At 73.6% G+C, this 14,289-nt stretch carries 10 protein-coding genes; 7 read left to right on the forward strand and 3 right to left on the reverse strand.

Features of this window, described 5'->3' with window-relative positions; genetic code table 11:
- The first annotated feature begins 1 nt into the window (after position 1).
- The 4 genes from OG937_04095 to OG937_04110 all read left to right on the forward strand — a co-directional run bounded on the left by OG937_04095 (position 2) and on the right by OG937_04110 (position 7,010).
- Complete coding sequence (locus OG937_04095) at positions 2 to 2,731, forward strand: alpha-mannosidase (GenBank protein WUD70917.1); 2,730 nt, start codon at positions 2 to 4, stop codon at positions 2,729 to 2,731.
- A gap of 83 nt (positions 2,732 to 2,814) precedes the next feature.
- Complete coding sequence (locus OG937_04100) at positions 2,815 to 5,817, forward strand: DUF4981 domain-containing protein (GenBank protein WUD70918.1); 3,003 nt, start codon at positions 2,815 to 2,817, stop codon at positions 5,815 to 5,817.
- A 51-nt stretch (positions 5,818 to 5,868) separates the two neighbouring features.
- Positions 5,869 to 6,234, forward strand: coding sequence for a YciI family protein (locus OG937_04105; protein ID WUD70919.1), 366 nt, complete (start codon positions 5,869 to 5,871; stop codon positions 6,232 to 6,234).
- 191 nt (positions 6,235 to 6,425) lie between these two features.
- Positions 6,426 to 7,010 (forward strand): hypothetical protein, encoded by a 585-nt coding sequence (locus OG937_04110; GenBank protein WUD70920.1) that lies wholly within the window; start codon positions 6,426 to 6,428, stop codon positions 7,008 to 7,010.
- A gap of 13 nt (positions 7,011 to 7,023) precedes the next feature.
- Here the strand turns inward: OG937_04110 and OG937_04115 are convergent, their stop codons facing one another.
- A complete protein-coding gene (locus OG937_04115) occupies positions 7,024 to 8,064 on the reverse strand; it encodes an aldehyde reductase (protein WUD70921.1) in 1,041 nt (346 codons plus the stop codon).
- A gap of 13 nt (positions 8,065 to 8,077) precedes the next feature.
- A complete protein-coding gene (locus OG937_04120; GenBank protein WUD78625.1) occupies positions 8,078 to 8,521 on the reverse strand; it encodes a MerR family transcriptional regulator in 444 nt (147 codons plus the stop codon).
- 219 nt (positions 8,522 to 8,740) lie between these two features.
- Between OG937_04120 and OG937_04125 the strand changes: the two genes are divergently transcribed.
- Genes OG937_04125 through OG937_04135 form a run of 3 tightly spaced genes read left to right on the forward strand, consistent with a single transcriptional unit; the run spans position 8,741 to position 13,329 of the window.
- Entirely contained in the window at positions 8,741 to 10,423 is a 1,683-nt protein-coding gene (locus tag OG937_04125; GenBank protein ID WUD70922.1) for an ABC transporter ATP-binding protein/permease, read from the forward strand.
- Positions 10,420 to 12,198 carry an ABC transporter ATP-binding protein/permease gene (locus OG937_04130; GenBank protein WUD70923.1) on the forward strand — a complete coding sequence of 593 codons (1,779 nt, stop codon included), beginning with the start codon at positions 10,420 to 10,422 and terminating at the stop codon, positions 12,196 to 12,198. Before OG937_04125 ends, OG937_04130 begins: the two co-directional genes overlap by 4 nt.
- A gap of 57 nt (positions 12,199 to 12,255) precedes the next feature.
- Entirely contained in the window at positions 12,256 to 13,329 is a 1,074-nt protein-coding gene (locus tag OG937_04135) for an iron-siderophore ABC transporter substrate-binding protein (GenBank protein ID WUD70924.1), read from the forward strand.
- 103 nt (positions 13,330 to 13,432) lie between these two features.
- Here the strand turns inward: OG937_04135 and OG937_04140 are convergent, their stop codons facing one another.
- Positions 13,433 to 14,284 carry a tetratricopeptide repeat protein gene (locus tag OG937_04140; protein ID WUD70925.1) on the reverse strand — a complete coding sequence of 284 codons (852 nt, stop codon included), beginning with the start codon at positions 14,282 to 14,284 and terminating at the stop codon, positions 13,433 to 13,435.
- Positions 14,285 to 14,289 lie beyond the last annotated feature (5 nt).

Below are 14,289 nucleotides of genomic sequence, written 5' to 3' on the forward strand. Positions count from 1 at the left end.
CATGCCCCGATCCGCCGTCTTCGTGCCCCACTTCCACTGGGACCGGGAATGGTACGAGCCTTTCCAGGTGTTCCGGCACCGGCTCGTCACCGCCCTGGACACCGTGCTGGAGACGGCCGAGACGAACCCGGACTTCCGCTTCACCGTCGACGGGCAGATGGCCGCGGTCGAGGACTACCTGGAGATGCGGCCGGAGAACCGCGAGCGCGTCACGGCCCTGGTCGCCGAGGGCCGGCTCGCGATCGGGCCGTGGCTGATCCTGCTCGACGAGTTCCTCTGCTCGGGCGAGACCATCGTCCGCAACCTGCAGATGGGGTGGGCGGCCGCGGCGGAGCTGGGCGGCTCCATGCCCATCGGCTACCTCCCGGACATGTTCGGCCACGTCGCCCAGATGCCGCAGATCCTGGCGCGCGCCGGGATCGAGCACGCGGCGCTGTGGCGCGGGGTGCCCGGCTCCGTCGACGGCCACGCCTTCCGCTGGCGCGCCCCCGACGGCTCGGAGGTACGCACCGAGTTCCTCTTCGACGGTTACGACAACGGCCTCGACGTCCTGCTGGTGCCCGATCAGATCGGGCGCGCGCTGGGCGAGTACGCGGAGATGACGGCCGGGCGGTGGGGCGACGACCCGGTGCTCGCGATGGCCGGCACCGACCACAACGCGCCGGACCCGCGCCTCGCGGAGTGGCTGCGGCGGGCCTCGGGCGAGGGGCGCACCATCACCATCGCCACGCTCGACGAGTACATACGCAAGCACGTGCGCGACGAGGTCCCGGCCGTCGTCACCGGTGAACTGCGCAGCCACGTACGCGGCAACATCCTCCCGGGCGTGCTCTCGGTGCGGCGCGGGCTCAAGCGCCGGATGGCCGTCGCCGAGCGCACCGTCGACCACGCCGAGCGACTGAACGCGCTGTGGTCCGGGCGTGACGACGCGCCGTTCCTGTCGCTCGCCTGGCACAAGATCATCGAGTCGAGCGCCCACGACTCGGTCGTCGGCTCCGGCACGGACGAGACCGCCGACCAGGTCGAGGCGCGGCTCGCCGAGGCCGCGCACGCCGCGCGCGCCGTGCGGGACGCGGCGCTGGCCGGACCCGCCGCCCGCGTGCCGAGCGACGGCCACCTGGTCGCCAACCCGCTGGCGGTCCCGCGCACGACGCTGGTCGAGGTCGACGTCGTGGCTCCGCCCGAGGGGACCGTCCTCGTCGCGACCGCGGCCGACGGCTCGGAGCACCCCGTACAGCTGGTCGCGCAGGCGCCGACCGTGCTCAGCGACGAGCGCATGGACGCCTCGCAGCTCGAGCGGGTGCTGCGTCGCATCCACCGTCGTGAGCTGTTCGGCCGCCAGATCGACCACTACGAGCTCACCGCGGGTTCGCTCGTCTTCCACCTCGCCGAGGTGCCCTCCAGCGGTCCGTTCGACCTGCTGATCCTGCGCCGCGAGGTCGCCGCCGCTGCCGCCGCGCACCCGGGTGAGTGGCGGGTGCTGACGCTGGAGGAGGCACGGGCGACCGCGCTGGTGCCGGTCGCGGTCCCCGCCTCCGGTCTCGCGAGCTTCACGGTCGTGCCGGCCGGGCGGGCGCCCGCATCGGGGACCGCCTTCGCGCCGGCGACGGCGACGGCCGGGTCGCTGTCGAACGGGCTGGCCGAGGTCGTGATCGCCGCCGACGGCACCCTGGAGGTGACCGGGGCGGACGGCACCGTGCTGCGCGGGGTCGGCCGTCTCGTCGACGGCGGTGACCGCGGCGACAGCTACAACTACGGCCCACCGGCCCACGACCTGCTCGTCTCGGAGCCGACGGAGGTCGCCGTCGAACTCCTCGAGAACGGCCCGCTGCGGTCGCGGGTGCGCGTCACCCGCGTGTACCCGTGGCCCGCCGCGCTCTCCCCCGACCGCGACGTACGCGGTGACCGGACCGTGCCGACGCCGGTGGAGACCCTGGTGGAGCTGCGCGCGGGCGAGCCCTTCGTGCGCGTCACCACGTCGTTCCTGAACCAGTCCGCCGACCACCGGCTGCGCTTCCACGTCCCGCTCCCCCGGCCGGCGGCCGGCTCGGCGTCGGCCGGGCAGTTCGCCGTCACCGAGCGCGGGCTGACCGCCGAGGGCGGCTGGGGCGAGTACCCGATACCGACCTTCCCCGCGAGCACCTTCGTGTCTGCCGGCGCGGCCACCGTGCTGCTCGACCACGCCACCGAGTACGAACTCACCGCCGGGGGCGCCGAACTCGCCGTGACCCTCCTGCGCGCGATCGGCTCGATCAGCGTCAACATCCATCCGCTCCGCGACGAGCCGGCGGCGAGCGAGATCCCCACGCCGGGGGCGCAGGACCTCGGGGTGCGCATCGAGAACCGCTTCGCCGTCCTGCCGTCGGCGACCGGCTGGCAGGCCGCGGACGCGGTCGCCCTCGCCGAGGAGTTCCGCAACGACGTGCTGGTCACCCGCGGTACGGCGCCCGCCGGTGGGCAGTTGCCCCCCGACGCGGCCGGCGTGCGGGTCGACGGCACGGACGTCTTCGTCTCCAGCGTCCGCCGCGTCACGGGCGACGACCTCGGTGCCGGCACCGAGGTGCGGCTGGTGGCGATGAGCGACACGGGCTCCACCGCCCGCGTCACCGGCGCGTTCGGCCGGGTGACCACGGTCGACCTGCTCGGCCGGCCGCTGGCCACCGCATCCGCGGAGGGCGCACTCGAACTCGCCCTCGGCCCGTGGGAGATCCGGACGATCGTGCTCAGGTAGCCGCGGTCGCGGCCGTGACCCCGACCGCGGCCGTGACCGCACACCGGATCCCCCTCTCGCTACCAAGAAAGAGTTGTGACCTCTTGCCCTCCGAGCTCTCCGCGTATGTTTCGGACACCACCCCAGGGCGTGGCGCGCTGCGTCCGGCGCGCTCGTGGCTGCACTCCGACGCCCCCTCCCGCTCGCTCAACGGGCACTGGCGGTTCCGTCTGTCGCCCACGGCGACGGCGGCGGACGACTTCGCGGCCGAAGGCTTCGACGACGGCGGCTGGGACGACATCCCGGTGCCCTCCCACTGGGTGCTCCAGGGGGACGGGGCCTACGGCCGGCCCATCTACACCAACATCCAGTTCCCCTTCCCCATCGACCCGCCCCACGTGCCGGACGAGAACCCGACCGGCGACTACCGCCGTCACTTCGACCTGCCGGCCGACTGGTCGCGGGCCGAGCGGGTCGTGCTGCGCTTCGACGGCGTTGAGTCGCTCTTCAAGGTGTGGGTGAACGGCGACGAGGTCGGCAGTGCCTCGGGCAGCCGGCTGGCCCACGAGTTCGACGTGACCGCGTCCGTGCGCCCGGGCGACAACGTCGTCGCCGTGCGCGTGCACCAGTGGTCGGCGGCGAGCTACCTCGAGGACCAGGACCAGTGGTGGCTACCGGGCATCTTCCGCGACGTCACCCTGATCGCGCGGCCGGTCGGGGGCATCGAGGACGTCTGGCTGCGCACCGGGTTCGAGCGGGGGCGCGGCCGGATCGACCCGGAGGTCACCGCGGAGGCGGCGGCGTTCCCGGTCACCCTCCGCATCCCCGAGCTCGGCGTCGAGCGGGTCTGGGGCTCCGCGGCCGAGGTGACCGCGTTCGAGGTCGACGGCGTGGAGCCCTGGTCGGCCGAGGTACCGCGGCGGTACGAGGTCACCGTGGCCTCGGCGGCGGAGACCGTCACGGTGCGGACGGGCTTCCGCACGGTCGAGATCCGCGGCGACCGGTTCCTGGTCAACGGCCGCCGCGTCGTCTTCCACGGGATGAACCGCCACGAGACCCACCCCGAGCGCGGCCGTGTCTTCGACGAGGAGCACGCGCGCCAGGACCTGGCCCTGATGAAGCGGTTCAACGTCAACGCGATCCGCACCAGCCACTACCCGCCGCATCCGCGGCTGCTCGACCTCGCCGACGAACTCGGGTTCTGGGTCGTCCTCGAGTGCGACCTGGAGACGCACGGCTTCGACAAGGTCGGCTGGGCCGGGAACCCCAGCGACGACCCGGCGTGGCGGGAGGCGTACCTGGACCGGATCCGGCGCACCGTCGAACGGGACAAGAACCACCCCAGCATCGTGCTCTGGTCGCTCGGCAACGAGGCGGGCACCGGCGCCAACCTCGCCGCGATGTCGGCCTGGGTGCACGCCCGCGACGCGGGACGCCCCGTGCACTACGAGGGCGACCACACCGGCGCGTACACGGACGTCTACTCGCGCATGTACGCCTCGGTGCCGGAGACCGAGCAGATCGGGACCGACGGCTCGCGCACCCCGCTGCAGGACTGCACCCCTTCGCAGGGCGCACGGCAGCGCACCAAGCCGTTCCTGCTGTGCGAGTACGCCCACGCGATGGGCAACGGGCCGGGCGCCCTCGACCAGTACGAGGCGCTGGTGCACCGGCATCCGCGCCTGCACGGCGGCTTCGTCTGGGAATGGCGCGACCACGGCATCCTGACGACGGCCCCGGACGGCACGCCCTACTACGCCTACGGCGGCGACTTCGGGGAGGTCGTGCACGACGGCAATTTCGTGATGGACGGGATGGTGCTCAGCGACGACGTCCCGACCCCCGGCCTCCACGAGTTCAAGGCGGTCGTGCAGCCGGTCCGCTTCACCTTCGACGCGGGCGACGGCGACGGCGACGGCGACGGCGACACGGTGACGATCACCAATCTGCGGCACTCGGCCGACACCGCCGACCTGCGCTTCCGCTGGCGCGTCGAGCACGACGGGACGCCCGTGGACGCCGGGGACCTTGACGTGCCCGTCGTCGTGGCGGGCGGGTCGGCGCGCGTGCCGCTGCCGCGGATCGCGATGTCGCGGGATGCGGAGACCTGGCTCACCCTGGACGCGGTCCTGGCGGCCGGCACCGCGTGGGCGAGCGAGGGCCATGTGGTCGCGACCGCCCAGCTGGACCGTTCGGCGCGACGTGCCGTGCCCGCCGTCCGGCTTCCGGCCGACTGGCGGCGGAGCGAGGGGACGCTGACGCTCGGCATCGCCGAGTTCGCCGGCGGGGACCTGGTACGGCTCGCCGGCCGCGCCGTGGCGGGCCCGCGGCTGGAACTGTTCCGCGCCCCGACCGACAACGACGAGGGCACCTCGGGGGTGGCCGAGGAGAGCGACGCCCACGTCCCCGGGGTCTCCAACGCCGAACTCTGGCGTGGCGACGGCCTGGACCGGCTGACCACGCGGGTGCTGTTGGTGGAGACCGCCACGGACGCGCTGCGGACCGTCACCAAGGTGTCCGCGGCGAACACCGCGTCGTCGGTGACGGTGGAGACCGTCTGGTCCCTCCAAGGGGACGAGCTCGAACTGCGGGTGGAGATCGAGCCGTCGAGCGGCTGGGCGACGGTGTGGCCGCGGATCGGCGTCCGTTTCGACCTGCCCGACGGCGCCGCCCCCGTCGACGGCGCCGAGTGGTTCGGCATGGGCCCGCACGAGTCCTACCCCGACAGCCTCCGCGCGGCGCGCACCGGCCGCTTCTCCGCCGGCGTCGACGAGCTCTCCGTCGCCTACGCGCGCCCCCAGGAGACCGGGCACCGCTCCCGCCTGCGACAGCTGGAACTAACCAGTGGCGGCGCCGGAGTGCTGCGTCTCGTGACCGTCCCGGACGCACAGGGGCGCCTCCCCGGCTTCACGCTCAGCCGCCACACACCGCAGCAGATCGCCCGGGCTGCGCACCCGTTCGAGCTCCCGGAGTCGGCGACCAGCCACCTGTTCGTCGACGCGGCCCAGCACGGCCTCGGCTCCCGGGCGTGCGGGCCCGACGTGTGGCCCGAGTTCGCGCTGCGCCCGCAGTCCCGGACGATCAGGCTCCGCATCACGGCGGGCTGAAGTTCCGATGGCAGAAGGCCGCGACGAGCGGCCTTCTGCCAAGGTGGTGGCATGAAGTACCTGGTGCTGATGTACGCCGACCCCGCGGCGACCGAGGCGATGACCGCCGAGGAGCGCGCCGAGGTGTTCCGCCGGCACGACGAGCTGCACAAGGATCTCGCGGGCACCGGCGAGCTGCTGAACGGGGCCGGCCTCGCCTACCCCAGGGACACCACGACGATCCGGCTGCGCGGGGACGGCGCGACGACGGCGGACGGACCGCTCACGGAGGCGAGGGAGCAGGTGACCGCCTACTACATGGTCGACTGCGCGAGCCCGGAGCGTGCGCGGGAGATCGCCGGACGCGTCGTCGACTTCCACGTCGTGGCGGTCGAGGTGCGCCCCGTCCACGACTCGTTCGGCATGGACGCACGCTGACCCCTACGTCCGGACGACGGTCACGGCGAGCAGGGTGAGCGGTTCCCGTTCACCCGCCGTGAGCCCTCCGCACCGCCGACCGACGGAGGGTGACGGAATCGACACCCTCCGCCATCGCCGTGCGCCGAAGTGCGGGCCGCACCCCGTGGGCCGAATGGGCAATATGACCCATTTGGGTGAATAATGGACTAATGGATGTGATTTTTGAACCATCGGTGTACCCACCGCTCGCCCTCGGCTTCTTCGGACTGGCGACCGGCTATCTGATCTGGGGCTCCCAGGAGCTGTTCGGCTGGCCCAAGAGGGACGAGCGGGTCGACCGGGCGATGGGCGTCTGGGGCATCTGGCTGCCGGGCTTCTGCCAGCTCCTGGCGGGCGTCATCCTCTTCGTGGGCCTCACCTGGTTCGAGGTGTTCAAGGAGCCGCCGCTCTACATGGCCGCCCTGGCCTTCACCGCGTACGGCATCCACTGGTTCGCGCTCGGCTGGGACCGCTACCGCGGCAACGACGCACGCGTCAACGCCGGGGTCGGCGTGGCCTACATGGTCCTGTCGGCCCTCGGCGCGACGGTGTTCTTCGCGGTCGACGACTGGCCCGTCGGGCTGGTCTTCGTCGGGCTCTTCGCCGTCTACCTCAGCAAGTTCGTCATGTCGGTCGGCGTGCCCGTCGCGGAGCGCGTGATGGGGTTGTTCCGCCTGCTGACCGCCGCCTGGCTGCTGTACCTGACCTTCGCCGTGGTGGTCGACTTCACCCTCGGGTACGACTGGCCGACGTGACCCGCACGGGGTGTCAGACGTCGACCAGCCCCAGCCGGAACAGGCTCCCGGCGGTGTCGAGGACGGTCGTCTCCATGGAGCGGGGCTCCCAGCCCAGCACCGCGCGCGCCTTGTCGGTGCGGAGCACCGGCACCTTGCCCAGCTGACCCGCCGCCTCCCGCAGCGCCGAGTCGGTGCGCGCGCCCTCCCGCACCTCCTCGGGGGTGAGTTCCCGGGCCGGTACCTTCGCGGCGCGCTCGCCCAGTCCCTCCGCCAGGACACGGGCCATCGCGAAGAGGCTCGTCGCCGTGCCGGTGCCGATGAGGAAGCGCTCGCCCGCGGCGGCCGGCTCCGCCATCGCCCGCAGATGGGCCTCCGCCACGTCACGCACGTCGGCCACGTCGAAGTACTGCGGCGGGACCACCGGCAGGGCCCCCTCCAGCATCGCCTTGACGAGCCCCACCGAGGCGGACAGGTGCCGGTCCAGCACGGGGCCGAAGATCCCGGGCGGATTGATCACGGCCAGTTCGAGGTCCCCTCCTTCGGCGGCCACGAAGTCCCACGCGGCGCGCTCGGCGACCGTCTTGGACTTGACGTAGGGGGTCAGGTCGTCCCCGGGGTCGGTCCAGTCGCTCTCGTCGTAGGCGCCGCCACCCGTACGGCTGTAGCCGACGGCGGCGAAGGACGAGGTCATCACCACGCGCCGGACGCCGTGGTCACGCGCCGCCCGCAGCACGCGCAGTGCTCCGTCCCGGGCCGGGACGATGACCTCGTCCTCGTGGCGGGGCTGCCGGGCCGGGAAGGGCGACGCCACGTGCAGGACGTGCTCGCAGCCCTTCACCGCCTCCGCCCAGCCCTCGTCCGCGCCCAGGTCCGCCGCGAGGATCTCCAGCCGTCCGGGGTCGGCGCCCGCCCGGGCCGCGGTCGCGCGGACATCCTCCGCGCGGTCCAGCGACCGGACGGTGGTGCGCACCCGGTGGCCGGCGCGCAGCAGCGCGTCGAGGACGTGCGAGCCGAGGTAGCCGCTGCCGCCCGTCACGAGGACGGGTCCGGAGCCGGGGTTCAGGTCGTACATGGTGTTCTCTTCCCTATCTCAGATCGGGCACCGTGCGCGTGAGTTCGTCCACGGCACGCTGCTCCGCGTCGTCGTCGCCCCGCTCCCGCGCGTCCCACAGGTCGGTCTTGAGCTGCAGGTACCGCAGGCGGACCCGCATCCGCTCGAGCTCCCCGGCCACCCGGTCGGCGTTGCGCCGGAACAGCTCGCGCAGTTGCACGGCCCGGTCGGCGTCCGCCTCCGCGTCGAGGTGGCGGAGGTATGCGTGCATGTCGCGCACGCTCATCCCGGTCGCCTTGAGGCAGCTCAGGGCCTCGATCCTCTCCACCACGGAAGCGCCGTAGCGGCGGTGGCCGCTGCTCTCGTCACGGGGGACCGGGCCGATGAGGCCGATCTTCTCGTAGTAGCGCAGTGTCGGCTCGGAGAGGCCGCTGCGTCGCGACACCTCCTGGATCGAAACCGGCGGGGCGTCTGTCATTGCCACGTCCTCAGTCTTCGGAACCTCAAGCGCTTGAGGTCAAGCGTGGGGTGCGCACGTGGCCGAGGTCACTTCGCCACGGCCCCGGCGCGTCGTCCGCCGCGGGCCCGGGACGTCTCCGGGGGGACCTCACCCCCGAGGGGGACTTAGTGTAGCCTTACCTAAGCTTCAGACAGGGCGTGCTGCTCGCCGTCGGCTGGGTACCGGAGGGGTCGCGGGGTGGGAACGAAGGTGCCGTCGGGGCGGGATGTCCTGCTGCGGACGGTCAAGGGCCGGCGGAAGGACGTCGCCGTGGGCGCCGTGCTCGGCGCCGGCCATCAGTTCGGGGAGGCGCTCGTCCCCGTCCTCATCGGCATCGTCATCGACCAGGCCGTGTCCGACGGTGACGGACGCGCCCTCTTCGGCTGGCTCGCGGTGCTGGCCGTCGTGTACGTCGGACTCTCCTTCAGCTTCCGCTTCGGCGCCCGCGCCGGCGAACGCGCCGCCGAACAGGCCGCGCACGAACTGCGGATCACCCTCGTACGCCGGGTCCTCGACCCCCGCGGCGGCGCCGAGCGCGGCCATCTGCCCGGTGAGCTGGCGAACATCGCCACCGAGGACGCCAAGCGGGTCGGCGCCGTCAACATGGCCGTGATGACCGGGATCTCGGCCCTCACCGGACTCCTGGTCAGCGCCGTGGCGCTGCTGCGGATCTCCGTCCTGCTGGGCCTGGTCGTCCTCCTCGGCACACCGGTGCTGCTCTGGCTCGGGCACCTGCTCAGCAAGCCCCTGGAGCGGCGCAGCGAGGCCGAGCAGGAGCGCGCCGCGTACGCCTCCGGGATCGCCGCCGACCTGGTGGCGGGACTGCGGGTGCTCAAGGGAATCGGGGCGCAGAGCGCCGCCGTCGAACGGTACCGGCGCACCAGCCGTGCCTCGCTGGGCGCCACGGTGCGGGCGGCGCGCGCGGAGGCCTGGCAGAGCGGGGTGGTGCTCACCCTGACCGGGGTCTTCATCGCGGTGGTCGCGCTGATCGGCGGACGGCTCGCCACGGCGGGCGACATCACGCTGGGTCAGCTCGTCTCTGCGGTCGGCCTGGCGCTGTTCCTCCTGGGACCGCTGGAGGTGTTCGCCTGGGTCAACACCGAGTTCGCCCAGGGGCGGGCCTCCGCGGGACGCATCGCGGCCGTGCTCGCCGCGGAACCCGACGTGCAGCCCGGCGAACGCGCCCTGCCGGAACCGGTACGCGGGGGGCTGCGGCTGCGCGGCGTCACCCTCGGCGCCCTGCGCGGGGCCGACCTCGACGTCCGGCCCGGAGAACTGCTCGGCGTCGCCAGCACCGACCCGGCCGCCGCGCAGGCACTGCTCGCCTGCCTCGGCCGCACCACGGACCCGGAGGCCGGCGTCGTCGAGCTGGACGGCGTACCCCTGCCGGAGCTCGACCCCGCGCGGCTGCGCACCGTGGTCCTCGTCGCGGCGCACGACGCCGACCTGTTCGAGGGCACCCTCGCCGACAACCTGGGCGGCACCGGGGACGACGACCTCGCGCTGGCCGCCGCCTGCGCGGACGAGGTGGCCCGGGCCCTGCCGCAGGGCACCGCCACCGAGGTCGCCGAGGGCGGCCGCTCGCTCTCCGGCGGCCAGCGCCAGCGCGTCGCGCTCGCCCGTGCCCTCGTCGCCGACCGCCCGGTGCTCGTCGTGCACGACCCCACCACGGCGGTCGACGCGGTCACCGAGGCCCGCATCGCCGGCGGCCTGCGCGAGCACCGCCGCGGCCGCACCACGCTGCTGGTCACCAACAGCCCGGCCCTGCTGTCCGTCGCCGACCGCGTCGTCCTCCTCGACGGCGGCCGGGTGGCGGCCGACGGCGCGCACGGCGACCTCGTGCACGGCGACGCGACCTACCGGACGGCGGTACTGGCATGACGACGGCATCGGGATCCGCGGCCCGGGAGCTGCTGCCCACGGCGACGCCCGCGCGGACGCGTGCCGCGGTACGGGAACTTCTGCGTCCGCACCGGGCGCTGGCGGTGGGCGGGGCCGTGGTGATGGTGGCGGCCACGACGGTGGGGCTGCTGACGCAGCCCCTGCTGGGGCACATCGTCGACCTGGTGACCGAGCGGCGCCCGGCGGGGGCGCTGACGCTGCCCGTGGTGCTGCTGGTGCTGGTCGCCGTGGCGCAGGGCGTGGCCACCGCCTTCGGCATGTCGCTGGTGTCACGGCTCGGCGAGACCGTACTGGCCGAGCTGCGCGAGCGCTTCGTCGAACGGGCGCTGTCGCTGCCGCTGGAGCGCCTGGAGCGGGCCGGTTCCGGCGACCTCAACTCCCGGGTGACGCGGGACGTGTCACGCGTGGCGGACGCGGTGCGCACCGCCCTGCCGGAACTGGTGCGCTCGGGGCTGTCGATCGTGCTGACGCTGGCCGCCCTCGCGGTCCTGGACTGGCGGTTCCTGCTGGCGGCGCTGCTCGCGGTGCCCGTGCAGGCGCACACCGCGCGCTGGTACGTCCGCAACGCCACCCCGTTGTACGCCAAGGAGCGCATCGCCACCGGCGCCCAGCAGCAGCAGTTGCTCGACACCATCGGCGGCGCGGCGACCGTACGGGCCTACCGGGCCGAGGCCGGGCACACCGAACGGGTCACCGAACGCTCCCGCGCGGCCGTCGACCTGACGCTGCGCGGGGTGCAGCTGGTGCTGCGCTTCTACAGCCGGCTGCACGTGGCCGAGTACACCGGGCTGGCCGCCGTGCTGGTCACCGGTTTCCTGCTGGTGCGCGGCGGTTCCGCGTCGATCGGCACGGCGACGGCGGCGGCCCTGTACTTCCACAGCCTGTTCGGCCCGGTGAACACCGCGCTGGTGCTGCTGGACGACGCCCAGTCCGCGACCGCCGCCCTGGCCCGGCTGGTCGGCGTCGTCGACGAGCCGGCGCCCCTCGTCGTGGATGACGCCCAGCGGCAGAACGTCCCCGGTGTTCCCGCCGTGACCGTGGTGGGCGTCGGCCACGCCTACGTGCCGGGACGGCCGGTGCTCAGCGACGTGGACCTGGTGCTGCGGCCCAAGGAGAGGGTCGCCCTCGTCGGTGCCAGCGGCGCCGGCAAGACCACGCTCGCCAAGATCGTCGTCGGCATCCACCGGCCGTCGTCCGGCCGGGTCGACGTCGGCGGCGGCGAACCCGCGGAGACCGGGCGCACGGTCGCGCTGGTCACGCAGGAGGTGCACGTCTTCTCCGGCCCGCTCGCCGACGACCTGCGCCTGGCCCGCCCGGACGCCACCGACGAGGAGCTGCGCGAGGCCCTGGAGCGGGTGGGCGCGCTCGGCTGGGCGCAGGCGCTGCCCGAGGGCCTCGACACCGTCGTCGGCGAGGGCGGCCACCGGCTGACCGCCGACCGCTCGCAGCAACTCGCCCTCGCCCGGCTGGTGCTGGCCGATCCGCCGGTCGCCGTCCTCGACGAGGCCACCGCGGAGGCCGGCAGCGCCGGCGCCGGGCGGCTGGAGGAGGCCGCCGAGCGCGCGCTGGAGGGCCGTACGGCCCTGGTCGTCGCGCACCGGCTCAGCCAGGCCGCCGCCGCCGACCGGGTGGTGGTGATGGAGGAGGGCCGCATCGCCGAGAGCGGCACCCATGACGAACTGCGCGCCGCCGGGGGCCCGTACGCCGCCCTGTGGCAGGCCTGGGCGGAGCACCGCAGCACCCCCCGGCCGTAACGGCCGCCGCCCCTGAACGAACCCGTCCAGAACCGAAACGAACAGAAGGATCACCCGATGCCCCGCGCCAACAGAGCCACCCGGTTCGCCGGACTGCTCGCCTCCGTACTGATGCTCGTCGGTGCGGCAGCCGCCTGCGGCTCCTCCGACTCGCCCTCCGACGCGTCGAAGCCGGGCTCCGGCTCCACCAAGGCGTCGGCGAGCAACGTCTTCCCCGTCACGATCGCCCACAAGTACGGCAGCACCACGATCAAGTCCGAGCCCAAGCGCGTGGTCACCGTGGGCCTCACCGACCAGGACGCCGTCCTCGCGCTCGGCACCGTCCCGGTCGGCACCACCGAGTGGATCGGCGGCTACAAGGGTGCCGTCGGCCCCTGGGCGCAGGACAAGCTGGGCTCCGCCGCGGCGCCCACGGTCCTGAAGGACACCGGCACCGGGCCGCAGGTCGAGAAGATCGCCGCCCTCAGGCCCGATCTGATCCTCGCCCTGTACTCGGGCCTGACCAAGGCGCAGTACGACACGCTGTCGAAGTTCGCGCCGGTCGTGGCCCAGCCCAAGGAGTTCAACGACTATGGCATCCCGTGGCAGCAGCAGACCGAGACCATCGGCAAGGCGCTCGGCAAGCCCGAGGAGGCCACGAAGCTCGTCGAGGGCGTCGAGGCGAAGTTCGCCGAGGCCAAGTCGGCGCACCCCGAGTTCGCCGGCGCCACCACGGTGATGGCCACCCCGTACGAGGGCACCTTCGTCTACGGCAGCCAGGACGCCCGCTCGCGGCTGCTGTCCGACCTCGGGCTGAAGCTCCCGGCCGACCTGGACAAGGTGATCGGCGACCAGTTCGGCGCCAACATCAGCAAGGAGCGCACCGACCTGCTCGACCAGAGCGTCGCGGTGTGGATCGTGCCCGACACCACCACGGCCGTCGCGAAGCTGCACAAGGACAAGCTGTACGCCGACCTGAAGGTCGTGAAGGAGGGCCGCGAGGTCTTCGTCAAGGAGTCCGGCGACTACGGCAACGCGGTGTCCCTGTCGACCGTGCTGAGCATCCCCTACGTCCTCGACCGCCTCGTCCCGCAGCTCGCCGCCGCGGTGGACGGCGACCCGGCCACGAAGGTGGAGCAGCCCGCGTCCTGATCACCCCGTCCCGCGGTGCTCCGTGCGCCGCCGGGCCGAGGCCGGGCAACCCGGGGCTGGGGCCCGCTCTGCGTGCAGAGCGGGCCCCAGCCCGTGTGTCACGCTACCGGGCGTCGGTGTCCGGCACGTCCCCGGCGATACGTTCGAGCAGGTCCCGAGCCTCGACGGTCCGGCGGTGGTCCGGGCCGAACATCGCCAGGCACGCATCATGCGCGGTCACGGCCCCGCTGTGGGCCTCGCGTTCACGGCCGAGCCCTTGGAGGGCGGTGGCCAAGGCCAGTTCGACCGCACCGGTCTCCGCGCGGTGCTGCTCCGCGGACATGCCGCGGCGCAGGTCGTCGGCGCGTTCCGCCTCGGCGAGGGCCTCTTCGTGACGGGCCTGGGCGTTGAGGCTGCGGGCCAGGCCGAGTCGCAGGACCAGAGCGAACCGGTCATGCTCCGGATGGGCCGCGAGGGCGTCGCGGACGAGGGCCTCCGCTTCCGCGTGACGGCCCTGCGCGGTGAGCGCGAAGACCAGTCCGTTGCGTGCGGCCGCCGCTGTGTTCAGCATGTCCGGGCCGGTGCCGCGGGCCGCGACCCCTGCGACGGCCCGGCATTCCGCCTCGCATTCGGCGTGCCGACCGAGCGCGCTGAGTGCCTGCGCGCGATCCGAACGCAGCTTCAGGGTCAGCATGTGCTCGGCGCCGAAGGTCCTTCCGAAGACGGGCAGCAGGTCGTCGTACGCGGTGACGGCCTCGGCGTGACGGCCCTGGGCCCCCGCCGCCAGGGCGGCGAAGCTCAGGGCCAGCGGTGCGTACGGGGTGCCGCGCCGCCCGGTCCAGGCAGCCGCCACGGCACGGGCCTCGGTCTCCGCCTCGGCGTAACGCCCCGCCGTGTAGAGCGCGATGACCTCATCCACGGGGGAACTCGTGGGCCGATCCGCCTCGTGTCGGCCGCGCGGCCCGAAGAGTCTCATGCCCG

The sequence above is a fragment of the Streptomyces sp. NBC_00510 genome, assembly GCA_036013505.1.
GTDB lineage: Bacteria > Actinomycetota > Actinomycetes > Streptomycetales > Streptomycetaceae > Actinacidiphila.